The 21,832-nt window shown below is 74.5% G+C and carries 21 protein-coding genes; 10 read left to right on the top strand and 11 right to left on the bottom strand.

All coding sequences use genetic code 11. The features are described 5' to 3' along the window. Positions 1-27 precede the first annotated feature (27 nt). Both ABT345_RS09655 and ABT345_RS09650 read right to left on the bottom strand, forming a co-directional pair. Positions 28-1,467: an amino acid permease gene (locus ABT345_RS09655; RefSeq protein ID WP_345087902.1), complete on the bottom strand. Its 1,440-nt coding sequence runs from the start codon at positions 1,465-1,467 to the stop codon at positions 28-30. Between the two features lie 132 nt (positions 1,468-1,599). Then, positions 1,600-1,815 carry a dodecin gene (locus ABT345_RS09650; RefSeq protein ID WP_345087899.1) on the bottom strand — a complete coding sequence of 72 codons (216 nt, stop codon included), beginning with the start codon at positions 1,813-1,815 and terminating at the stop codon, positions 1,600-1,602. 820 nt (positions 1,816-2,635) lie between these two features. Here ABT345_RS09650 and ABT345_RS09645 point away from each other — a divergent pair. Beyond that, positions 2,636-2,785, top strand: a complete 150-nt coding sequence (locus ABT345_RS09645) for a hypothetical protein (RefSeq protein ID WP_345087897.1) — start codon at positions 2,636-2,638, stop codon at positions 2,783-2,785. Positions 2,786-3,085: 300 nt separating this feature from the next. On the opposite strand, the gene ABT345_RS09640 is transcribed toward ABT345_RS09645, so the two are convergent. Together ABT345_RS09640 and ABT345_RS09635 are read right to left on the bottom strand one after the other, a co-directional pair. Then, positions 3,086-3,547: a universal stress protein gene (locus tag ABT345_RS09640; protein ID WP_345087895.1), complete on the bottom strand. Its 462-nt coding sequence runs from the start codon at positions 3,545-3,547 to the stop codon at positions 3,086-3,088. Between the two features lie 64 nt (positions 3,548-3,611). After that, a complete protein-coding gene (locus tag ABT345_RS09635) occupies positions 3,612-4,325 on the bottom strand; it encodes a PAS domain-containing protein (protein ID WP_345087893.1) in 714 nt (237 codons plus the stop codon). A 339-nt stretch (positions 4,326-4,664) separates the two neighbouring features. On the opposite strand from ABT345_RS09635, the gene ABT345_RS09630 reads away from it, so the two are divergent. Further along, positions 4,665-5,840, top strand: coding sequence for an FAD-dependent monooxygenase (locus ABT345_RS09630; RefSeq protein ID WP_345087891.1), 1,176 nt, complete (start codon positions 4,665-4,667; stop codon positions 5,838-5,840). A 182-nt stretch (positions 5,841-6,022) separates the two neighbouring features. On the opposite strand, the gene ABT345_RS09625 is transcribed toward ABT345_RS09630, so the two are convergent. Next, on the bottom strand, positions 6,023-6,601 hold the full coding sequence (locus ABT345_RS09625) for a DUF2165 domain-containing protein (RefSeq protein ID WP_345087889.1): 579 nt from the start codon (positions 6,599-6,601) through the stop codon (positions 6,023-6,025). A 200-nt stretch (positions 6,602-6,801) separates the two neighbouring features. Here ABT345_RS09625 and ABT345_RS09620 point away from each other — a divergent pair, with 200 nt between their 5' ends. After that, positions 6,802-7,839: a phosphatidylinositol-specific phospholipase C domain-containing protein gene (locus tag ABT345_RS09620; RefSeq protein ID WP_345087886.1), complete on the top strand. Its 1,038-nt coding sequence runs from the start codon at positions 6,802-6,804 to the stop codon at positions 7,837-7,839. Between the two features lie 58 nt (positions 7,840-7,897). Here the strand turns inward: ABT345_RS09620 and ABT345_RS09615 are convergent, their stop codons facing one another. The 6 genes from ABT345_RS09615 to ABT345_RS09590 form a co-directional block, all read right to left on the bottom strand. Continuing rightward, a complete protein-coding gene (locus ABT345_RS09615; protein WP_345087884.1) occupies positions 7,898-8,803 on the bottom strand; it encodes a phosphatidylinositol-specific phospholipase C in 906 nt (301 codons plus the stop codon). A 136-nt stretch (positions 8,804-8,939) separates the two neighbouring features. After that, entirely contained in the window at positions 8,940-9,902 is a 963-nt protein-coding gene (egtD, locus tag ABT345_RS09610; RefSeq protein WP_345087882.1) for an L-histidine N(alpha)-methyltransferase, read from the bottom strand. Beyond that, positions 9,899-10,654: an ergothioneine biosynthesis protein EgtC gene (gene egtC / locus ABT345_RS09605; protein WP_345087880.1), complete on the bottom strand. Its 756-nt coding sequence runs from the start codon at positions 10,652-10,654 to the stop codon at positions 9,899-9,901. Before egtC ends, egtD begins: the two co-directional genes overlap by 4 nt. Positions 10,655-10,689: 35 nt before the next feature. Next, on the bottom strand, positions 10,690-12,006 hold the full coding sequence (gene egtB, locus ABT345_RS09600; protein ID WP_345087878.1) for an ergothioneine biosynthesis protein EgtB: 1,317 nt from the start codon (positions 12,004-12,006) through the stop codon (positions 10,690-10,692). After that, positions 12,003-13,298 (bottom strand): ergothioneine biosynthesis glutamate--cysteine ligase EgtA, encoded by a 1,296-nt coding sequence (gene egtA / locus ABT345_RS09595; protein ID WP_345087876.1) that lies wholly within the window; start codon positions 13,296-13,298, stop codon positions 12,003-12,005. Before egtA ends, egtB begins: the two co-directional genes overlap by 4 nt. Before the next feature lie 246 nt (positions 13,299-13,544). Beyond that, entirely contained in the window at positions 13,545-14,756 is a 1,212-nt protein-coding gene (locus ABT345_RS09590; RefSeq protein ID WP_345087874.1) for a pyridoxal phosphate-dependent aminotransferase, read from the bottom strand. Between the two features lie 196 nt (positions 14,757-14,952). Here ABT345_RS09590 and ABT345_RS09585 point away from each other — a divergent pair, with 196 nt between their 5' ends. The 7 genes from ABT345_RS09585 to ABT345_RS09555 all read left to right on the top strand — a co-directional run bounded on the left by ABT345_RS09585 (position 14,953) and on the right by ABT345_RS09555 (position 21,822). After that, a complete protein-coding gene (locus ABT345_RS09585; RefSeq protein ID WP_345087872.1) occupies positions 14,953-15,627 on the top strand; it encodes a winged helix-turn-helix transcriptional regulator in 675 nt (224 codons plus the stop codon). Further along, complete coding sequence (locus ABT345_RS09580) at positions 15,624-16,106, top strand: phosphatase domain-containing protein (protein ID WP_345087870.1); 483 nt, start codon at positions 15,624-15,626, stop codon at positions 16,104-16,106. Before ABT345_RS09585 ends, ABT345_RS09580 begins: the two co-directional genes overlap by 4 nt. A 67-nt stretch (positions 16,107-16,173) precedes the next feature. Further along, entirely contained in the window at positions 16,174-17,010 is an 837-nt protein-coding gene (locus ABT345_RS09575) for a phosphotransferase family protein (protein ID WP_351321515.1), read from the top strand. Positions 17,011-17,145: 135 nt separating this feature from the next. Continuing rightward, complete coding sequence (locus tag ABT345_RS09570; RefSeq protein ID WP_345087866.1) at positions 17,146-18,288, top strand: glycosyl hydrolase family 18 protein; 1,143 nt, start codon at positions 17,146-17,148, stop codon at positions 18,286-18,288. A 215-nt stretch (positions 18,289-18,503) separates the two neighbouring features. Further along, a complete protein-coding gene (locus ABT345_RS09565; RefSeq protein ID WP_345087864.1) occupies positions 18,504-19,502 on the top strand; it encodes an NADPH:quinone oxidoreductase family protein in 999 nt (332 codons plus the stop codon). Continuing rightward, positions 19,499-20,680: an acyl-CoA dehydrogenase family protein gene (locus ABT345_RS09560; protein ID WP_345087861.1), complete on the top strand. Its 1,182-nt coding sequence runs from the start codon at positions 19,499-19,501 to the stop codon at positions 20,678-20,680. Before ABT345_RS09565 ends, ABT345_RS09560 begins: the two co-directional genes overlap by 4 nt. Beyond that, positions 20,677-21,822, top strand: coding sequence for an acyl-CoA dehydrogenase family protein (locus ABT345_RS09555; protein WP_345087859.1), 1,146 nt, complete (start codon positions 20,677-20,679; stop codon positions 21,820-21,822). Before ABT345_RS09560 ends, ABT345_RS09555 begins: the two co-directional genes overlap by 4 nt. Positions 21,823-21,832: the final 10 nt, after the last annotated feature.

The following is a 21,832-nucleotide window of genomic DNA, read 5'->3' as shown; positions in this document are numbered from 1 at the left end:
CCCGCGTACCCGGCCGTGCTTCCGCCGTCAGGGCTTCCGGCCCTCCGTCTCCCGCCGCTCCGCCTTGCCCACCTCGGAGCGCCGGTAGGAGTAGCCGAAGTACACGCCCAGGCCGACCAGGAACCACACCACGAACCGGACCCAGGTCTGCCACTCCAGGAACGTGATCAGCCAGAGCGAGAAGACCACACCGAGCGCGGGGACCACCGGCATTCCCGGGGTGCGGAACGTACGGGGCAGTTCCGGGTGCTTGTAGCGCAGCACGATCACCGCGATGCAGACGACCACGAACGCCAGCAGGATGCCGATGTTGGTCAGCTCCGCCGCCTCGCCGATCGGCAGGAATCCGGCGATGGCCGCCGACGCCGCCCCGACGATCCAGGTCACCCGGGTCGGCACGTGCCGCGTCGGGTGCGTCCTGGCGAACCACTTCGGCAGCAGCCCGTCCCGGCTCATCGAGAACCACACCCGGGTCACGCCCAGCATGAAGGTGAACATCACGGTGAGGATGCCGATGATCGCGCCGACCGCGATGACGTCCGCGAGGCTGCTGAGCCCCACCGCCTTGAACGCCGACGAGAATCCGCTCTCCGGGTCGATGTCCCGGTAGCTCTGCATGCCCGTCAGCACCAGGCAGGCCAGGACGTAGAGCACCATCGAGATGACGAGCGAGTAGATGATCGCCTTCGGCATGTGGCGCTGGGCGTCCTTCGACTCCTCGGCCGCCGTGCTCATCGCGTCGTAGCCGAAGACCGCGAAGAAGACGGTGGCCGCGCCGGTGAACGCGCCGCTCACGCCGAACGGGAAGAACGGGTGGTAGTTCGCGGTGTCGATGTGGAAGAAGCCGACCGCGATGACGCCGACCACCACCAGCACCTTCAGCCCCACCACGATCATCTCGAAGCGGGCCGCGTTCTTGATGCCCAGCGTCAGCAGATAGGCGATCAGCAGACACAGGAGCGCCGCGAAGAGGTCCACCCGGTGGCCGGGACCGGTGCCGGGCGCGCCCAGCATCCAGTCCGGCAGCTTCGCCCCCATCTCGCCCACCAGGAAGCTGAAGTAACCGGAGATGCCGATCGCGACCACCGCCACGATCGCGGTGTACTCCAGCAGCAGATCCCAGCCGATGAACCAGCCCGCCAGCTCACCGAGGACCGCATAGCCGTAGGTGTACGCCGATCCGGCCTTCGGGATCAGACCGGCGAACTCCGCGTACGAGAACGCCGCCGCGGCGCTCGCGACACCGGCGATCAGGAACGAGATCAGCACGGCGGGCCCGGCCTTGCCGTTGGCGACGGTCCCGGCCAGCGTGAAGATTCCGGCGCCGATGATCCCGCCGACGCCGATCGCGGTCAGCTGCCACAGGCCCAGCACCCGCGTCAGCTGCTGGGCCGAGCCGCCCTCCGCCTCCTCGATGTGCTCGATCGGTTTGCGGCGCAGTACACCGTGCCCAGGACGCAACCCCATGGTGACCTCCGTACCTCCGTCGTGGCCTGACGGCGGCTCATGATGGACCCTCGACGGCCGGCGGGGAAGGCATCTCCCCGGGTGTTCACGCCGGCCGGGCGGGGAGTTCACCGGGGCATGCCGCGGAGGGCGTCAGTCCGCGTCCTCCAGGCGGAAGCCGACCTTGAGGCCGACCTGGTAGTGCTCGATCTTGCCGTCGGTGAGGTTGCCGCGCACCTGGCACACCTCGAACCAGTCGAGGTTGCGCAGGGTCTGCGAGGCGCGCTGCACGCCGTTGCGGATCGCGGCGTCGACGCTCTCGTGGGACGTGCCCACGATCTCCGTCACACGGTAGGTGTGGTTCGTCACGGTGGTCTCCCTGGCCGGGGCGGCGCTCCGCCCGTGCATCTCTCACCGTGCCCCAGCACCCCCCGGCCCACCAGCGGAGCTGACCCGGCCGGTGTGCCCTCCTGGGTGATGTCCTGGCGATCATGTACGGAGCCGGGCGGCCGCTTGCCTCGGGCGGAACGAGGCCTCTCCTGCCGGCAAGCGGGGTGCGGAGTGCTGTGATCGGGCTTCTGTGACCACGCCCCCGAATCCGTCCCAACCCTTGGCCTCGCTCATCTTGATCACACGATCGGGTGAATCCCCTGGCGAAGCCGGGCGGGATCGAATGTGCGTGCGGTGTACTTCTTTCGGTACGACCTGCCCGCGACAGCCAGGAGAAACGCCGTGTTATCCCCCGACAACCTCCCAGTCCCTGGCACGGAGGCGCGCTCCTCCGTGTCCGTGACCGGGGCGGCGCTCAACTTCGACGGCCCTGCACTCGATCGACTTCACCGGCGGGATGGCGCAGCGCGTCAAGGCCGGTTCGTCCGGCAGCGTTGTGCTGCGTTGCGATCGAGCGGCAGGGCGGGACGGCACTCCAACTGCGCGGTCGGGAGCCTGTGGTGCTGATCCGCGAGCCCGCCGCCTATCCGCCGCGGGGGATCAGTACCTGCTGGTGAAGCCGGTCGAGCCGGTCGCCCCGCAGGACCTGGCGGTCGTCGTGGCGACCTTGCACAAGTTCCCTGCCGAGCGCGGGGCCTTGTAGCCCGTACGGCGCGAACCACGAGTGGCGCGCACAGCGCTGATCCGGCCGGCCGCCGAGCCGGCACCTACCGATACCCATCACGACGAGGAGAGTCCCGTGGACAACGAGAACACGCCCCAGACCGACGAAGCACCCGCCCAGCAGCACGGCGGGGAGACCTTCGAGCCCAACAACGCCTTCGAGCTGCTGGACGTCGTCGCAGCCAGCGACCACGTCGCCCACGCACCCGACTCCGTCCTGGGCTGAACCACAGCCACACGCCGTCGGCCCGCACACATCGTGTGCGGGCCGTAACGCGTCCGCGGTCAACTGCTACTCGTACAGGCTGCCCAGGCCGTCGTCTCCCCTCCGAGGCCGCCGCGACTCAGGAAGTTGCGGTTGCTGCGGGGTTCGACCTTGCTGTCCGGGACGGTGAGGTCGCCGTCGGCGCCGGGGCCGACTGATGCGCCGCTGGTCTCGACGACGTTGTGCTTCTTGTAGCGCTCTTCGCCGAATCCGGGCGGCCGACCACCAACGCTTCCCGGCTTGCAGCTGATCGACAGGTCACTACGGGACGACCGTCACGGGCCAGCGCCCGGTCTTCACCAGCCGGACCGCCACCGAGCCCATGATGCGGTGCCCGGCCGACTCCGAGGCGCCCACGACCACGGCGTCCGCGCGCAGTTCGTCGGCCATCTGCACCATCCCGGCGTACGGGTCGCCGCGCAGCGTGTGGAACTCCCAGCGCATGTGGTAGATGCCCTGGAGCCGCTCCGTCGACCGGCGGATCTCCGCCATCAGCTCCTCGGCCACCTCATGGGTGGGGTCGATGACCGGCGCGCCCATCGTCGCCCCGGCGGGCAGCAGCGGCTGGATGTAGACCAGCGCCAGCTTCGCGCCCTGGCGGCGGGCCAGCCCGGCGGCGTAGGCGGCGGCGCGCCACGACGAGTCCGAGCCGTCGACGCCGACGACGATGACCTTCGGGCCGTCCGTGCCCCGTTCGAACACGGGCTGCTGCTTGTCCTCCACACCTTGAGGTTATCCGTACGTCTGTCCGTACGGGCGGCCGGGCACCGGCTGGCGCCACGCCAGATCAGGCGGCGCGCGGCGGCCAGCTGCCCGGCTCCAGGACGCCCAGGACGTAGGCGCGGGCCACCAGCGCGGTACGGCCCTGGACCCGCCAGCGGCGCGACAGCCGGGAGAGGTGGTAGTTGACGCCGTCCACGGTCAGCCCCAGCGCCGAGCCGATCGCCGCGGTGGTGGCGCCGCCCGCGGCCAGCGCCAGGATCCTGCCCTCCACCGGGCTGACCCGGCCGCGCGGCGCGGCCGGCGGCGCGGACTCCCGGACCTTCAGCAGCGCCAGCAGTACCGGCGGCCGCGCGGACGGGGCGCCCACCGGGTCGAGGGTCAGCTCGCCCTGCCGCGTCACGCCGTCCGTCCCCCGCCAGCCCACCGCCACCGGATAGCGCGAGCGTCGGCCGAGCCGCAGCGCCTCCGTCAGCCGCTCCAACTGGGCCGTGTCGCGTGGCCGGAAGAGGTCCAGCAGATTGCGGCCGCAGAGGCGACCGGGGGCGGCGCCCCACTCGGCGGCCATCGCCGGATTGGCGATCAGCACCCCGCCGTCCGCCCGGCACACCGCGATCGGCGTGGGGAGCCGGTCGAGCAGGGACAGGAAGTGGTTGCGCCACGGGTTCTGCGGGGCCGGTCCGGGCGGCGGCACCTCCTCCGGTGCGTTCTGGGCGGCCCGCGGACCGCCTCCGTCCGGTGTTCCGCTGCGCACCGTGCCCGGCTCGGCTCCGTCCGCCATGCCCTGTCGACCCTCCTCGTCCCGCCTCGCTGCGGCGGGAAAACCACTGCACAATCATGCAGTCGCCGGGCCGGTCCGGGGTACCCCTAAGCCTGCGGCTCACCGCGTTGACCTGCACCGGCGTCCCGTCGGCGGCCGCAGATTAGGGGTTGCCCGCCTAAATCGCGCCCCCGGCGCGGGGCGCGGGCCGGTGACCGGCCGCGGCGTTCCCCGGCGGGCGCGGCGGAGCGGCGGGTACGTTGACGGGGCCGCCGGGCCCGCGCCCGGGGCACACGGCGCGGCGCCGGGCCACGCCGTCTTCGCCGGTCCGGTGCGGCCGGCGCCGGAACAGGGGGACGTATGGCGAGGAAGGCTCTGATCGCCGGCGGCGGCATCGCGGGCACGGTCACCGCCCTGGCGCTGCACAAGGCGGGCATCGCGGCGGAGATCTTCGAGGCGTATCCGGCCACCACCGAGGACGTCGGCGCGTTCCTCGTCGTCTTCACCAACGGCCTGGAGGCGCTCCGGGTGATCGACGCGCACGGCCCCGTCGTCGACCACTCCTTCCCGGCCCGGCGGGTCGCCCTGATCGGCGCGGACGGTGCGCCGCGCGGGGAACGCCCGATCTCCGGCGGCGACGGCCCCGGCCTCGGCCCGCGCACCCTGCGCCGGGCCACGCTCCACCGCGTACTGCTGGACGAGGCGGTCCGCCGGGGCGTCCCCGTCCACCATGGCAAGCGGCTGACCGGCGCCGAGACGGTGCCCGGCCCGGACGGCGAGCGGGTGGTGGCGGCCTTCGCCGACGGCACCACCGCCGAGGGCGACCTCCTCATCGGCGCGGACGGGCTGCACTCGGTGACCCGCACCCTCATCGATCCGGGCGCCCCGCGGCCGCGCCAGACCGGGCAGACCACGGTCTGCGGTCACACCCGCGCCGACGACATCGCCCTGGCGCCCGAGACGTACACCATGATCGCCGGATCGCGGGGCTTCCTCGGCTGCACCCGGGCGCCCGACGGCGAGGTGTGGTGGTTCGCCAACGTGCCCGGCGCGGAACTGCCACTCGGCGGTGCACCGGCCGCCGCCGAGTGGCGCACCCGTCTCGCCGCGCTCTTCGCGGACGACGCCACGCCCGCCGCCGCCCTGGTCGCAGCAGCCGCCGCGGACACCGTCGTCGCCGCCGGCTCCTACGATCTGGCCCGCACCCCGCGCTGGCACCGCGGTCCGCTCGTCATCCTGGGCGACGCGGCGCACGCGGCCGCGCCCAACGCGGCACAGGGCGCGTCCATGGCCATCGAGGACGGCGTGGTCCTGGCCCGCGCACTGCGCGATCACGCGGACGCCCCCGCCGCGTTCGCCGCGTTCGAGGCGGCACGGCGCGAGCGCGTGGAGAAGGTGGTCGCCACCAGCGCCGGTCTGGCCGGACGGGTCGGCACGGCGGAGGGCAATCGGCAGCGGGAGGCCGAGGGACGCCGCCGGGCGGCGGGGGAGGGCGGCGGCGCGGACTGGCTGACGGGGTATCGCATCGACTGGTGAGACGGGGACGGGGCGCGGTCCGGGGCGCGCGCGACGGGGCGCGGCCCGTGGCACCGGACCGCCGGGGCGATCCGGACGGCGGCGCCGGGGCCTCCGGGCTCTCCGGTCGCGCCGCCCCGCGCACCGTTCCTGATCGTTCGTCAGCCGTCAGCCGTCAGCCGTCAGCCGTCAGCCGTCAGCCGTCAGTCCTCCGCCCGCTCCGGCGACAGGTCCCGGTCCGCCGTCGGCAGCGGACGGTCCGCGGGGGTGGCCGGCGTCTCCCGGCGGCCCGCGCCCTGCACCACCAGCAGGGCCAGGCCCGCCACCGTGAAGTTGCGGGTCGCCGCGTCCAGCCCGTTCCACTGCTTCGACTGCCACATCGCGAACCACTCGCCGCCCACCGCGAGGAACCCGGCGCCGAACAGCACCAGCACCATCACCAGCCCGGCCACCGCCACCGTCCGCGCCCGACCGGGCGACTCCCGCCGCAGCCGCAGCGCCCACCACACCGCGCCGATCGCGAGCAGCGCCGCGGACAGCGTCTCCCAGACGATGATCGCTATGTATGCGCCGTCCTGGAGCGAGCGGGAGGTCACCGCCCGCCACATCAGATCGTCGTCCCGGAACGTCGTGTCCATCGCCAGCACATGACGGACGAACTCCCGGTTGGTGCCGAAATCCGTGAGGTTGCCGAACGCGACGAGCGCCATGTACAGCGCGACGATCCCGGTCAGCACGACCGCGGCGACCGGAAATCCGCTCCGCGTGGTCCGTTCGGACATGACTGCTCCTCTGCTTCGCCGGGCCCCTGCGGCCGCGGCCCGTGCAGCCTGCCACGACCGCTGCCCGAACGTGCCCGACCTGCCGTTTCCGGTCTCCGCCCGGCGTCAACTCCCGTACGCTGCTGCCCATTCGGCCGGGTGAGCGACCGGCGGACGGCTGCGCGGTGCGCGGCTGCGGAACGAGAGGGAAGAGCGGGACGATGAAAAAGGTGTGGGCCGCAGGGGCGGTGGCCGTGGCGGCGGCCGGGACGATCACGGTGGCGGCGACCGCGGGCGCGCAGACCGCTCCGGTGACCTACGCCACCAGCACCTCCGTCGGCGTCCACAACGCCTACGAGAAGGACAAGTACCCGTATCTCGCCGATGCGTTGGACTCCGGCGCCTCCCTCGTCGAGCTGGACGTCTGGACCAACGGCCTGGGCCGCTCCTGGCGTGTCTCGCACAGCAACCCGCTCGGCAACAACAGCAACTGCGAGGGCGCCACCACCCCGGCCGAACTGCGCACCAAGGGCCGTGACCAGGACTTCGGCGGCTGCCTCGCCGACCTGCGCGCCTGGCACGACGCCCACCCAGGCCACCGGCCGGTGCTCATCAAGGTCGAGATGAAGGACGGCTTCAACGACAAGGGCGGCCGCGGTCCCACCGCCTTCGACGCCCTCGTCCGCGACAAGCTGGGCGACGCGGTCTACGGACCCGGCGACCTCACCGGCGAGCACGCCACCTTGGACGAGGCGGTCCGCGCCGATGGCTGGCCGGAACGGGACGCGCTCAAGGGGAAGTTCCTCTTCGAGCTGATCCCCGGCACCGTCGAGGAGAAGAACCCCCTCGACAAGCTCTGGACGGACGTCGAGTACGCCCGCCACCTCAAGGACCTCGCGGCGAACGGCAAGCTGAAGCAGTCCACCGCCTTCCCCGCGGTGCACGGCGCGGCCGCCGGTGACCCCCGGAGCCGGTACGAGGACGCGGCGCTGCGCCCGTGGTTCGTGATGTTCGACGGCGACGCCTCGGCATACCTCGCCGACGGCATCGACACCGCCTGGTACGACACCCGCCACTACCTGCTGATCATGACGGACGCCCACAAGGTGGCCCCGGCGATCGACGGGACGAAGCCCGGCGAGAGCGAGGCCCTGGCCCGCGTCCGGCAACTCGCCGCGGCGCACGCCAGCTTCGTCACCGCCGACTGGTATCCGCTGCCGGACGTCCTGAAGACGGTGGAGCCGCGCGGCGGGAAGTGACGACGGCGCGCCGGGCCTCGCGGGGTCCGGCGCACCGCTCCTTCACCGGCCCGCAGGCCTACGCCAGCGCGTCCCCGATGTTGTGCCGGATGAGCGTCTCGGCCAGCCCGGTCTCGTTGGGGAAGTCCATCGGGACGATGCCGAGCCCCTGCCAGCCGGCGCCCTCGCCCTCCAGCAGGCTCTTGACCTTCGGGTTGAGGCGGTCCGCGTTGGAGCGGGGCGGCAGCAGCGCGGCGGTGCTGACGTAGTTGACGAACAGCTTGCCCGGCTCGGCGACCGCCTTGCGGAACTGCGCCTCGACCTTCGGGAACTTCCCGATCGGCTCGGTCATGTAGTCGTCCTGGATGTCGAACAGCTCCGGCGCGCCGTAGCGCACGCCCGGCATGCCGTCGGCGTCCGCCAGCAGCACGACCCGGCCGCGCGCCTCGCCCAGCGCCGGCAGCCCGCCGTCCAGCCGGAAGAGGGGGCGGTAGCCCTTGCCGTCGAGGTAGATGTCGAAGATCCGGCGGAACTCCTCCGCCGCGACCTGCGAGTACTCCTGCTGCACCCGCATCAGCACCGTCTCCGACGGCTGCGTGGCGAGGAAGTCCCGGCAGGCGTTGAGCACGTCGCCGAACATCAACTCCTGGTAGAACGCGCCGTGGTGGATGGCGAAGACGTCCTCGATGGCGCGGCAGCGGATGTCGAGGAAGCGGATACCGCTCGCCAGCTGCTCGGCGATCGAGGTGTTCTGGCACTCCACCCAGGGGCCGCCGTGCCGGGCGCCCGAATCATGGGTGCCGGGGACCGAGAGCCGCTGCACGGGCGTGGCGTCGCCGACCGCCGCCAGCCAGTTCTGTGCGGAGACCGTCGCCGTGCGGCGGCCGGGCACGGCCACCGCGGTGCCCGCGCCGGCGCCCGCCAGCATTCCGGCGCCCGCCAACGCGGCCGCGCCCTTGAGGAATCCCCGCCGATCCAGCACCATCCCCGCCACCCCTGCCCCTGGTCCGTGGTACGCCCGGGACTACCGGTGCGTACAGGTGATCGAGGTATCGAACCACACCGGCCCGCCGGGCGGAATCCGCGCGGCGGGCCGGGGGCGGCGACGGGGCCGGAACGGGTCAGCGGCGTACCGACAGCGACAGCGCGAAGCGCCCCGCCGCGTCCGTCCACCAATGGGTCAGGTCCATGCCGGCGGCGGCGAGTTCGGCGCGTACGCCTTCCTCGCGGAACTTCGCGGAGACCTCGGTGCGCAGCTCCTCACCGGCGGCGAACGGCACCGCCAGACCGAGCGCCGGGATCTTCACCGTCAGCGCGCGGCGGGCCCGCAGCCGCATCTCGATCCAGGCGTCCTCGGCGTTCCACCGCGCGAGGTGCGTGAAGTCGTCCGGGTCGAAGTCGGCTTCCAGCTCGCGGTTGATGACGTGCAGGACGTTCCGGTTGAACGCGGCGGTGACGCCCTGCGGATCGTCGTACGCCGCGACCAGCGTCGCCTCGTCCTTGACCAGGTCCGTGCCGAGCAGCAGCGCATCGCCCGGGGCGAGCAGGTCGTGCATCTCGCGCAGGAAGGCGGCGCGTTCGCCGGGCAGCAGATTGCCGATCGTGCCGCCGAGGAAGGCCAGCAGCCGCGGGCCCGGGGTGTCCGGCAGCGTCAGCCCGTGCTGGAAGTCGGCGACCAGCGCGTGCACCGTCAGCCCCGGGTGGCCGGCGAGGAGCGCCCGTCCGGCCGTCTCCAGGGCGGACGGGCTGACGTCGACCGGGACGTAGGTGTCCAGGCTCTCCAACGCGCCGATGAGGTGGCGGGTCTTCTCCGACGAACCGGAGCCCAGCTCGATCAGCGTGCGGGCGCCCGTCGCCGCGGCGATCTCGCCGGAGCGGGCGAGCAGGATCTCGCGTTCGGCGCGGGTCGGGTAGTAGACCGGCAGCCGGGTGATCTCGTCGAACAGCTCGCTGCCGCGGGCGTCGTAGAACCACTTCGGCGGCAGTTCCTTGGGGTCGTGGGTCAGCCCTTGCCGGACATCGGCGCGGAGCGCCGCCGCGGTGGCATCGGCGGGCAGGGTACGGGTGAGGGTGAAGGGGCTCACGGGGTGTGCTCCTTGAGCGGGGTGAGGTGGACGCCGTCGCGGGTGGCCCGCAGCAGGGTGCCGTCGGGCACCTCGGTCCAGTGGGGGGAGTCGTCGTACGGCTCGGAGGCGACGACCGTGCCGCCGCCCGGGACCGACAGATGGAAGAGGGTGTCGCCCCAGGTGGTGGCGGCGATGGCGGCGCCGTCGGTCAGCAGGAACGTCAGCCGCGAGCCGGGCGCCGCCTCGGCCACCGCCCCGACGGTGTGCGCCAGCGCCCGGCCCATGTCGTCGCCGCGGGCGAGCCTGCGTTGGACGAGCGCCCAGCAGAACGCGGCGTCGCAGCGGGCCGCCAGCCGCAGCAGATCGGCCGGCGGCAGCGACGCGGTGAGCGGCGCCAGCGACTCCGGCCAGCCGCGGACCGCGCCGTTGTGGCTGAAGAGGTGCCCGCCGCCGGTGTACGGCGCGGCCGCCGCCTCGGCGTCGGCGCCCGACTCGGTCGCGTCCCGCACCGCGGCCAGCAGCGCGCCGGTGCGGACCACCCGGGCGATGCCGGGCAGGCACTCATCGGCCCAGATCGGGCCGGCGCGGCGGTAGCGGGCCGGCTCGGGGTCGTCCGGCGCGTACCAGCCGACGCCGAAACCGTCGGCGTTGACCGTGCCGTGCCGCTGGTGGCGCGGCGCCCACGACTGGCGGTGGAGGCCGTGCGGCGGGTCCAGGACGATCTGCCGGACGGGCACCGGCGGGCCCAGATAGGCGAGATGACGGCACATCGCTCACCGCCCTCCCCGTGGTGTGCCCGGGCGCCTCATGCATCCTCCGGTGCGGCGTCGCGGGCGGTGCGGAAGCCGGCGAAGATCTGCCGCCGCACCGGCAGGTCCCAGTTGCGGAAGGTCCCCCGGCAGGCCACCGGGTCGACGGCGAACGAACCGCCCCGCAGCACCTTGTACGCCCCGCCGAAGAACACCTCGGAGTACTCCCGGTAGGGGAACGCGGCGAAGCCCGGATACGGCAGGAAGTCGTCGGCGGTCCACTCCCACACATCGCCGATCAACTGCCCCACCCCCAGCGGCGAACGGCCCTCGGGGTAGCTGCCGACGGGCGCGGGCCGCAGATGGCGCTGGCCGAGGTTGGCGTGGCCGGGCTCCGGGTCCGCGTCGCCCCACGGATAGCGCCGGGAGCGGCCGGTCGCCGGGTCGTGGCGGGCGGCCTTCTCCCACTCGGCCTCGGTGGGCAGCCGCCGCCCCGCCCAGCGCGCGTAGGCGTCCGCCTCGTACCAGCTGACGTGCAGCACCGGCTCGTCGGGCGGCACCTGCTCGGTGACGCCGAAGCGGCGGCGCAGCCAGCTGCCGCCGTCCCGCCGCCAGAACAGCGGGGCGCGCAGGCGGTGTTCGCGGACCTGCGCCCAGCCCTCGGGGGCCCACCAGCGGGGCTCGTCGTAGCCGCCGTCCTCGACGAAGCGCAGATAGGCGGCGTTGCTGACGGGTGCGGTGTCGAGGTGGAACGGCGCGACGTGGCGGGGGTGCGCGGGCCGTTCGTTGTCCAGCGCCCACGGCTCGGTGGAGGTGCCCATCGTGAACGGGCCGCCGGGGACGAGGACTTCGGCGGGCAGTGGGCCGTCGGTGGTGTCCGGCGGCTGCGGCGCGGTGAGGGCGGCCGGGCCGCGGCGCAGCTGGTGGGTGATGAGCATCGTCTCGTCGTGCTGCTGTTCGTGCTGGGCGATCATGCCGAACGCGAAGGCGGCGTCGAGCAGCGGGGCGCCGTGCAGCGCCGCGCCCTCCAGGATGTCCAGGACCCGGCCGCGGACCTCGGCGACATAGCCGTGCGCCTCGGCGGGGCCCAGCAGCGGCAGGGACGGGCGGCTGGCGCGGGGGTGCGCGAACGCGTCGTAGACGGAGTCCAGCTCCGGGCGGAGGGCGTCGCGGCCGCCGACGGTGCGCAGCAGCCACTGCTCCTCCTGATTGCCGATGTGCGCGAGGTCCCAGACCAGCGGCGACATCAGCGGGGAGTGCTGGGCGAGGAGATCGCGCTCCTCGACGCAGCCGGTCAGCAGCTGGGTGCGGTCGCGGGCGGCGAGCAGCGCGGTGGCCGCGCGGGAGCGCAGCGCCTCGGGATCGTGGGTCACGGGCTCTCCTTACCGGGAGCGGAACCGGCCTCGGGCACGCCCGCGGCGGCCACGTCGTCCAGAGCGTCCAGATGATCGTCGGCGGGGCAGCGGCCACGGGCGACATAGCGCGCGGTGAACGCCTCGACGGCGGCCAGCACCTCGGGCGCGGCGCCCAGCCGGGGCAGCGCCTCGCGTGCGGCGTCGAAGCAGGTCAGCGCGGCGGCGTGCAGCTCCGGGTCGGTCAGCGCGGCGCGCGCCGCCCGGCGCCACAGCGGATTGCGGGGCGCGGGACGGGACCCGGCGGTCTCCGCGAGGGGCTTGACCGCGCGGTAGGCGCGCTCCGTGGCCTCGGGGTCGTCGAAGAGCGCGGCGGTGACGGCCAGCGGGACCACCCAGCCGTGCTCCCCGGGCTGCGCATCGATCATCCGCAGCTCCAGATGGCCGCGCGGGCGCACCGGCGGGAACAGCGTGGTGACGTGGTAGTCGAGGTCCTCCCGGGTCGGTGGCCGGGGCGCCGCGCCGCGGATCCAGTCGCGGAAGGTGAGGTCCTCGGGGGCGTCCCAGGGACCGTCCGCGCCGCGGATGCACATCACCGGGGCGTCGAGGACGTACCGGGCCCAGGCGGCGCGCGGGTCGTCGTCCGGCGGCGGGGCGAGGGTGCGCGCCGGATCGAGCCGGGACCACACCAGCTGCCGGGTGGTGCGGTAGCCGGTGGGACAGCCCTCGCTGGTGGGGGAGTTGGCGAACGCGGCGGACAGGACGGCGCCCAGCAGATGGGCCAGCAGCCAGCGGCGGCCCAGGCCCAGCGGCCCGGGCTCCTCGTGCCCGGCGTCGAGGCAGACCTGTACCGACGCGGTGGCGCACATCATGGAGCGGCCGGCCGGGCCCCAGCGGTCGAAGTACGCCTCCATCGCGTCGTACCGGGGCTCGGCCAGGACCCGGCTGGGGGCGTGCCAGGGGTTGTGGCCGTGACCGGCGAGGCCCAGTCCATGGGCCCGTACAACGGGCCGGACCTGTGCGAGGTCGGCGGCGACCGTCTCGATGCAGGACATCAGGGAGGCCGCGGGCGGCGAGCTGAGCTCCAGCTGACCGCCCGGCTCGAAGGTGAGACGGGACGCGAGGGGCAGTGCGCGCAGCGCATCGGCGGCGGCGTGCAGCCGGGGCGGTGCGACGGGACTTCGGGGGGCGCGGGCGTCGTGGACCAGCCATTCGATCTCGACGCCGATCCGGCGGGGCGGACCGGTCTTGAAACAGATTCCGCGCAGATGTGCTTCGAGTTCGGCTTCGCTGACCGCGGGCCGTACGGACATCGCTTCCCTCTCCCCTCCGGGGGCGGCTGGGCTGCCGCCCTCCACCTAAGCCGCTGAGGCGCGTGTGCTCAAGGGGGCTGTGCGGACGCGGGGGCGGCGGGCGACGGCCCGCGGGCCGGGGCGGCGCGGCACGGCGGGGGCCCGGGGTACCCCCGGGCGGTACGGCCGTCCGGGTGAGGTGGCGTGGCGGCGGGCCCGGGGGCGGGGCGGTTCCGGCCGCCCCGGTGTGCCGGGCCCGGCGGCCGGTCACTGGCGGTAGCCGGCGAGGAAGCGGCCGATGCGGCGGATGGCGGCGTCCAGGTCGTCGGCGTGCGGGAGGGTGAGGATGCGGAAGTGGTCCGGGCGCGGCCAGTTGAAGCCGGTGCCCTGGACGACCTGGATCTTCTCCCGCAGCAGCAGATCGAGGACGAACCTCTCGTCGTTGTGGATCGGGTGCACCTTCGGATCCAGCCGCGGGAAGGCGTACAGCGCGCCCCGCGGTTTGACGCAGGAGACGCCCGGGATCTCGTTCAGCCGCTCCCACGCCACGTCCCGCTGCTCGCGCAGGCGGCCGCCGGGCAGCACCAGATCCTCGATGCTCTGCCGGCCGCCCAGCGCCGCCTGGACGGCGTACTGCGCGGGCGCGTTGGGGCACAGGCGCATGGAGGCGAGGGTGCCCAGGCCCTCCAGGTAGTCGGCGGCGTGCTGCCGCGGTCCGGAGACGACCAGCCAGCCGGAGCGGAAGCCGGCGACGCGGTACGCCTTGGAGAGGCCGCTGAAGGTCAGGCACACCAGGTCGGGGGCGAGCACGGCGGCGTGGTGGTGGATCTCGCCGTCGTAGAGGATCCGGTCGTAGATCTCGTCGGCGAAGACCAGCAGCTGATGGCGGCGGGCGAGGTCGAGCATGCCCTCCAGCAGCTCGCGGGGGTAGACGGCGCCGGTGGGGTTGTTGGGGTTGATGATGACCAGCGCGCGGGTGCGGTCGGTGATCTTCGACGCGAGGTCGTCCAGATCGGGCAGCCAGTCCGCCGACTCGTCGCAGAGGTAGTGCACCGCCTTGCCGCCGGCCAGCGTCGTCACCGCCGTCCACAGGGGGAAGTCGGGGGCCGGGATGAGGACTTCGTCGCCGTCGTCGAGCAGCGCCTGGACGGCCATGGAGACCAGCTCGGAGACGCCGTTGCCCAGGTAGACGTCGTCGACGCCGACCTCGGGCAGCCCGCGGCCCTGGTAGTGCTGCGCCACCGCGCGCCGCGCCGCGAGGATGCCGCGGGACTCGGTGTAGCCGTGCGCCCGGGAGAGGTTGCGGATGACGTCCTGGAGGATCTCCTCGGGCGCCTCGAAGCCGAACAGGGCGGGATTTCCGGTGTTCAGCCGCAGCACGCTGTGCCCGGCCTCCTCCAGAGCGTCGGCCTGCTCGATCACCGGACCCCGGATCTCGTAGCAGACATCGGCCATCTTGCTGGACTGCTTGAACTGCATACGGCGGCCTCCCCTTCGTCGTTCGCCGGGCTCGCGGGGCCTGGCCGGGGCGCGCGGCGGGCGGTGTCCGCCCGTACGCCGTGGCCGACCGGTCCGCGTCCGCCGCGCGGTGCGGCGGATTCCCGGTTTTCCTCACTGCACTTGGTTTTACCAAGCCCGCACTTGGAAAGTCCAACCATATGTCTATGCTGGAGCCATGTCGCGCCGAAGTTATGACCAGTACTGCGCCGTCGCCCGCGCCCTCGATGCCGTCGGCGACCGCTGGACGCTCCTCATCGTCCGCGAACTGCTGGGCGGAGCCCGCCGCTACACCGACCTGCACACCGACCTCCCCGGCGTCAGCACCGACATGCTCGCCTCCCGCCTCAAGGACATGGAGCGCGAGGGCCTGGTCACCCGCCGCCGCCTCGCGCCACCGGGCGCCGCCTTCGTCTACGAACTCACCGCGCGCGGGCGGGATTTGCTGCCGGTCCTCACCGCCCTCGCCGACTGGGGCGCCCCGGCCCTGGGCGACCCCCGCCCCACCGACGCGGTGCGCGCCCACTGGTTCGCCGTCCCGCTCCTCACCCGCCTCGCCGCCCACTTCGCAGGCGGCCGGGGAACCACCGCTCCCGGCGCCGGCGTGCTCGACGTCGTCCTCGACGAGGGCACCTTCCACGTCACGCTCGGCGGCGACACCCCGGCCTACGGCGACGGCCCGGCCCCGGAGCCCGATGCCAGCCTCCGGATGTCCACCGCCACCTGCGTCGACATCGCCTACGACCACGTCTCCCTCGCCCAGGCACTGGAGTCCGGCCGTGTCGCGGTCACCCCCGCCGGGGAGGACGGCGCCGTGCCCGCGGGGGCGCGGGGAGAGGACGGCGCCGTATGACGCGGCTTCCGCTGGCGGTCTTCGATGTGGACGGCACCCTCGCCGACACCGGGCACCGCCAGCACTTCCTCGCCCGGCGCCCGCGCGACTGGGCCGCGTTCTTCGCCGCCGCGCCCGAGGATCCGCCGCTCGCCGAGGGCGTCGCCCTGCTCCTGGCCGACGCCCGCGAGTGCGAGATCGTCTACCTCACCGGCCGCCCCGAGAAGTACCGCCGCCCCACCCTCGACTGGCTCGCCGCCCACGGTCTGCCCGAGGGCACGCTGCGGATGCGCGCCAACGACGACCGCCGCCCGGCCCGCCACGCCAAGCTCGACCTGCTCCGCCGCCTCGCCCGCGGCCGGGAGGTCCGCCATCTCGTCGACGACGACGCCCTCGTCTGCGAGGCGAGCGCCCGCGCGGGCTTCCGCGTCGTCCACGCCGACTGGGCCACGCCGTCGGATGCCCTCCGCGATGCCCAGGAACGGGAGGGCCGGACATGAGCGGCGAGACGGGCACGGCGCAGGAGGAGCGGACGTGACGGAGGGCGGGGGAGGGGCGGCGGCCGCCGTGTGGAGCACGCATCGGGTGGTGCTCGGTCCCGACCGGGTCGTCAAGACGTACCGCCCGGGGCACGAGGACGCCCGGGAGCGGGAGGTGCGGGCGCTGCGGTTGCTCGCCGTCCATGCGCCGGGCATCGCCCCGGTGATCCCGGAGCACGGCGCGTCCCGGGCCGGAGAGCTGACGATGAGCCGGCTGCCCGGCGTCCCCCTCCGCGGCCGCCCGCTGGGCGCGCCCGAGCTGGACGCCTGGGCCGCCGCGCTCCAGGCCGTGCACACCGCTCTCCCGCCCGGGGAGCTGGCCGCGCAGCCGCTGCGCCCCGGTCACCAGCGGGCGGTGGCGGAGCGGCTGAGGCGCTGGTACGCCCGGCCGGCGGACCGCCCGCGGCCGCCCGTGGTGCGCCGTGCGCTGGACGCGGGCCGCGCCTGGCTCGCCGCCGCCCCGCCCGGCGTCACCGGGGACGCTCCCGAGCCCGGCGTCGCGCCACCGGGCGTCACCCCCTGCTTCGGCCCCGGCGACGGCAACGCCGCCAACTACCTCTGGGACGGCCACCGGGTCCGCCTCGTCGACTTCGAGGAATCCGGGCGCAGCGACCGCGCCTGGGAGATCGCGGAGATCACCGAGCATGTCGCCAGTTGGGTGCCGGAGCCCGTCGACGTCCCCGCGCTGCTGCGCGCCTGCGCCCTGACGCCGGCGGAGACGGCCCGGCTGGCCGACTGCCGCCGGCTGCTCGCCCTGGTCTGGCTCTTCCTGCTCGCCGCCGACGACCCGGCACACCCCCGCAACCCACCGGGCAGCACCGCGGAACGCCAGGCCCGCCGCCTCCACGCACTCCTGGAGAGCTGACGGGCCGACAGCCCCGAGCCGGTGCCTGCCCCGTACGGCGATACGTCCCCCGTCCGGCGGTACGCCCGCGCCGCCGGGCACCGATCGGCGGAGCCGGGTGGGACGCGTCCGGCGCCATCGGGCATGGCTCGGTTCATGGACCGTCCCGCACCGCCCCTGGCCCGTACCGGAACCGCCCTCCTGCTCGCCGCGACCGCACTGGCCGGACCCCTCGCCGCCCCGGCCGCATCCGCCTCGTCCGTCACCACCGCCACCGCCACCGCCCCCGCACCGCGCGCCGCGCACCCCCGTCACGATCCGGCCCGCACCGGCTCCGCCTGGCTGCCCTACTGGGGCGACGTCGACGCCGCCTACCGTGATGCGCTGCGCCACGCCGATCAGCTGCACACCGTCAGCCCGTTCTGGTACGAGGCGACCGGGGACCGCGCCGTCACCGCGCACCCCGGGGCCGGGCGCCGCGACATCATCCGGGGGCTGCGGCGGGCCGGGATCAAGGTGGTGCCGACCGTCACCGAGACACTCGGCGCCAAGGACATGGCGGACCTGATGCTCGACCGGCGGCGGCGCGCCGCACACGTCGAGACGCTGGCCCGCACCGTGCGCGGCCACGGCTACGACGGCCTCGACCTCGACTACGAGAGGATGGCGCTCACCGGCACCGCCGCCGACCGCGCCCGCGTCGCCACCGGCTACACCGCGCTCACCGCCGACCTCTGCGCCCGGCTGCACACCCTCGGCAAGGAGTGCACCGTCACCGTCGTGCCGCAGACCGGCGGCTCCGGCAGGGCGTACGACTACCGGCAGTTGGGCAAGGCCGCCGACCGGCTGCGCATCATGGGCTACGACCTGCACTGGGCCGGGGGCGCGCCGGGCCCGCTCTCCTCCCGGCAGTGGTACGACGCGTTCCTGCGCCGGGCCACCGCCACCGTCCCCCGGCACAAGATCGAGGTCGCCTTCCCCGGCTACGGCTGGGACTGGGACCGGACCGCCGGCGGCCGCGCCACCCACCTGACCTGGCGCGAGGCGGAGGCGCTGCGCCGCCGCACGGGCACCGCGTACCACTTCGACAGCGCCTCCGGCACCCCGCACTTCACCTACCGGCGCGACGGCCACACCCACGAGGTCTGGTACCAGGACGCGCGCGGCGTCGCGGCGCACAAGGAGGTGCTGGACCGGTACGGCATCCGCGGCACCGGACTGTGGGCGCTCGGCTTCGAGGACCCGCGGAGCTGGGCCGAGCTGCGGGCCCACGCGGTCCGGCACCATCCCGTGCGGTGAAGCGGCGGAAGAGGCGTCCCGCGCGGTGAACCGTCCGGCCCGGCGCGCCCGTTCGCGCCGGGCCGCGGACGGGTGCGCGCGGGGCCCGATGTGCCCGCCGGGCGGATTCCGGAAGCGGTTCCCTCGGGGATACCGACCGCTTAGTATGCCCGTGGCGCGCCGGAGCCCCCACGGTCCGCGCGCCGTCCGCGTACCCACGGCCCGGGAGGCAGCTGGTGAAGGCATGGCGCGTACACGCGAACGGCGAACCGCGTGAGGTGATGCGGCTGGAGGAGGTGCCGGAGCCGCAGGCGGGCCCCGGGCAGCTGCTGCTGCGGGTGCGGGCCGCGAACGTCAACTTCCCGGACGCGCTGCTCTGCCGCGGGCAGTACCAGGTGCGGCCGCCGCTGCCGTTCACCCCGGGCGTGGAGATCTGCGGCGAGGTGCTGGCCGTGGGGGAGGGCGCCCGCGGGACGGTCGGGCAGCGGGTGCTGGCCCAGCCGCCGCTGCCGGACGGCGGGTTCGCCGAGCGGGTGGCCGTGGACGCGGCGACCGTGCGCCCGGCGCCGGAGTCCCTGGACGACGCCGGCGCCGCCGCCCTCCACATCGGCTACCAGACCGGCTGGTTCGGCCTCCACCGCAGGGCCCGGATCCAGCCGGGGGAGACCCTGCTGGTGCACGCCGCGGCCGGTGGCGTCGGCAGCGCCGCCGTCCAGCTCGGCAAGGCCGCGGGCGCCCGGGTGATCGGCGTGACCGGCGGCGCCGAGAAGGCCCGTATCGCCCGCGACCTGGGCTGCGACCTCGTCCTCGACCGGCGCGCCGACGACATCGTCGCCGCCGTGAAGGACGCCACCGACGGCCGGGGCGCCGATGTCGTCTACGACCCGGTCGGCGGCGACGCGTACGCCAAGTCCGTCAAGTGCATCGCCTTCGAGGGCCGCATCGTCGTCGTCGGCTTCGCCAGCGGCGCGATTCCCACCGCCGCCCTCAACCACGCCCTGGTGAAGAACTACTCCGTCCTCGGCCTCCACTGGGGGCTCTACAACACCAAGGACCCGCGCGCCGTCGACGCCTGCCACGACGCCCTCACCGAACTGGCCGCCAAGGGCGCCGTCGCCCCGCTGATCGGCGAACGGGTGCCGCTGGAGGGCGCCGCCGACGCCGTCCAGCGCGTCGCCGACGGCACCACCACCGGCCGTCTCGTCGTCATCCCCGGAGCGGAGGCGGGACGATGACCGACACCGCCGATCTGCGCGCCCGCACCGCCCGGCTGCTGGCCGCGCACCCGCCCGCCACCACCGCACCCCTCGACTTCCTGCGGGCCCGCTTCGACGCCGGACTGGCCTGGGTCCACTTCCCCGAAGGGCTCGGCGGGCTCGACGCGCCGCGTGCCCTCCAGGCGGTCGTCGACGCGGAACTCGCCGCCGCCGGCGCCCCCGGCAACAACCCCGGCCGCCTCGCCATCGGCCTGGGCATGGCCGCGCCCACCCTGCTGCGCCACGGCACCCAGGAGCAGCAGCGCCGCCATCTGCGGCCGCTGTGGACCGGCGAGGAGGTCTGGTGCCAGCTGTTCAGCGAACCGGGCGCCGGTTCCGACCTCGCGGCGCTCGCCACCCGCGCCGTCCGCGACGGCGACCGCTGGGTGATCGACGGCCAGAAGGTCTGGACGTCCAGCGCCCATCTCGCCCGCTGGGCCATCCTCGTGGCCCGCACCGACCCCGCGCTCCCCAAGCACCAGGGCCTGACGTACTTCATCTGCGACATGACCGCCCCGGGCGTGGAGGTCCGGCCGCTGCGGCAGATCACCGGTGAGGCCGAGTTCAACGAGGTCTTCCTCACCGGCGTCTCGCTCCCCGACAGCCACCGCGTCGGCGAGGTCGGCCAGGGCTGGGAGGTGGCCCGCACCACCTTGATGAACGAGCGGGTCGCCATCGGCGGCGCCGCCACACCGCGCGAGGGCGGCATGATCGGCATCGCCGCCGCCGACTGGCGCGCCCGCCCCGAACTGCGCACCCACGACCTCCACCAGCGGCTGCTGAAGCTCTGGGTGGAGGCCGAGGTCACCCGGCTCACCGGCGAACGGCTGCGCCAGCAGCTCGCCAAGGGCGCCCCGGGCCCCGAGGGCAGCGGGATGAAACTGGCCTTCGCCCGCCTCGCCCAGCAGATCAGCGGCTGGGACCTGGAATTCCTCGCCGAGGACGGCCTGACGTACGACGACTGGACGCTGCGCCGCCCCGAAACCGTCGACTTCACCGGGCGCGAGGCCGGCTACCGCTATCTGCGCGCCAAGGGGAACTCCATCGAAGGAGGCACCTCCGAGGTGCTGCTCAACATCGTCGCCGAACGCGTCCTCGGCCTGCCGCCCGAGCCGCGGACCGACAAGGACGTCGCCTGGAAGGACCTCCCCCGATGACCGCCGGCACGCCCGCATCCGACCTGCTCTACGGCGAGACCGAGGACGATCTGCGCGCCGCCGTCCGCGCCCTGCTCGCCGCCCGCAGCGACCCCGCAACCGTCCTCGCCGACCTCGAATCGGGCCGCGCCTGCGACACCGGACTGTGGGACGCGCTGGCGAACGGCATCGGCGCCGCCGGGCTGCTGATCCCCGAGGAGTTCGGCGGCGCGGGCGCGAGCGCCCGGGAGGCCGCCGTCGTCCTGGAGGAGACCGGCCGCTCCGTCGCCCGCGTGCCGTACCTGAGCAGCGCCGTCATCGCGGCCACCGCGCTGCTGGGCTGCGACACCGGGCGGCAGCCGGTCGCCGGACTGCTCACCCGGCTGGCCGCCGGCACCGTCGCCGTCCTCGCCGTGCCGCTGCCCACCGCCCCCGACCAGCCGTTCCGGACGGCGCAGCCGACGGTCCGGGCCGACTCGGTGGGCACGCTGCACGGCACGGTCACCTCCGTCGCCGACGCCGCCTGCGCCGCGGTGCTGCTCGTCCCGGCCGACGGCCCGGACGGCCCCGCCCTGTACGCGGTCGAGGTGCCCGCCGTGGGAGTGGCCACCACCGCGCTCACCCCGCTCGACCTGACCCGCCCGCTCGCCACGCTCACCCTGGACGGCGTCGCCGGGACGCCGCTGGCCACCGGCGAGCGCGCCGTCGCGGCGGTGCGCGGGGCGCTCACGGCGGGCGCCGGGCTCCTCGCGTCGGAACAGCTCGGGCTCGCCGAATGGTGCCTGAGCACGGCCGTCGCGCACACCGGCACCCGCACCCAGTTCGGGCGTCCGGTGGGCTCCTTCCAGGCGCTCAAACACCGGATGGCCGCGCTCTGGCTCGATATCGCCTCCGCCCGCGCCGCGGCCCGCCACGCCGCCGACGCGCTGGCCACCGGCAGCCCGGACGTGCCGGTCGCCGTCGCGGTGGCCCAGGCGTACTGCGCGCCGGTCGCGGTGCGGGCCGCCGAGGAGTGCCTGCAGCTGCACGGCGGCACCGGCATGACCTGGGAGCACCCTGTGCACCTCTTCCTGAAGCGGGCCAAGAGCGACGAGAGCGCGCTCGGCGCCCCGGGCCGCCACCGCGCGGCCCTGGCGGAGCTGGTGGAGCTGCCCGCACCGTGACCGCCCGGGG

The organism is Streptomyces sp. NPDC000404, assembly GCF_040300365.1.
GTDB lineage: Bacteria > Actinomycetota > Actinomycetes > Streptomycetales > Streptomycetaceae > Streptomyces > Streptomyces ramulosus.
Note: the sequence above shows the minus strand (reverse complement) of the source record. Positions and strands in the feature narration are given on the sequence as shown.

Bases quoted from the DNA above. Each gene is read 5' to 3' on its own strand.
- ABT345_RS09635 (WP_345087893.1), bottom strand. From the start codon at position 4,325: ATGGCGGACGGAGCCGAGCCGGGCACGGTGCGCAGCGGAACACCGGAC.
- ABT345_RS09580 (WP_345087870.1), top strand. From the start codon at position 15,624: ATGACGCGGCTTCCGCTGGCGGTCTTCGATGTGGACGGCACCCTCGCC.
- ABT345_RS09560 (WP_345087861.1), top strand. From the start codon at position 19,499: ATGACCGACACCGCCGATCTGCGCGCCCGCACCGCCCGGCTGCTGGCC.
- ABT345_RS09555 (WP_345087859.1), top strand. From the start codon at position 20,677: ATGACCGCCGGCACGCCCGCATCCGACCTGCTCTACGGCGAGACCGAG.
- ABT345_RS09590 (WP_345087874.1), bottom strand. From the start codon at position 14,756: ATGCAGTTCAAGCAGTCCAGCAAGATGGCCGATGTCTGCTACGAGATC.
- ABT345_RS09630 (WP_345087891.1), top strand. From the start codon at position 4,665: ATGGCGAGGAAGGCTCTGATCGCCGGCGGCGGCATCGCGGGCACGGTC.
- ABT345_RS09615 (WP_345087884.1), bottom strand. From the start codon at position 8,803: ATGGTGCTGGATCGGCGGGGATTCCTCAAGGGCGCGGCCGCGTTGGCG.
- ABT345_RS09620 (WP_345087886.1), top strand. From the start codon at position 6,802: ATGAAAAAGGTGTGGGCCGCAGGGGCGGTGGCCGTGGCGGCGGCCGGG.
- ABT345_RS09625 (WP_345087889.1), bottom strand. From the start codon at position 6,601: ATGTCCGAACGGACCACGCGGAGCGGATTTCCGGTCGCCGCGGTCGTG.
- ABT345_RS09585 (WP_345087872.1), top strand. From the start codon at position 14,953: ATGTCGCGCCGAAGTTATGACCAGTACTGCGCCGTCGCCCGCGCCCTC.
- egtC (WP_345087880.1), bottom strand. From the start codon at position 10,654: ATGTGCCGTCATCTCGCCTATCTGGGCCCGCCGGTGCCCGTCCGGCAG.
- ABT345_RS09655 (WP_345087902.1), bottom strand. From the start codon at position 1,467: ATGGGGTTGCGTCCTGGGCACGGTGTACTGCGCCGCAAACCGATCGAG.
- ABT345_RS09570 (WP_345087866.1), top strand. From the start codon at position 17,146: ATGGACCGTCCCGCACCGCCCCTGGCCCGTACCGGAACCGCCCTCCTG.
- egtA (WP_345087876.1), bottom strand. From the start codon at position 13,298: ATGTCCGTACGGCCCGCGGTCAGCGAAGCCGAACTCGAAGCACATCTG.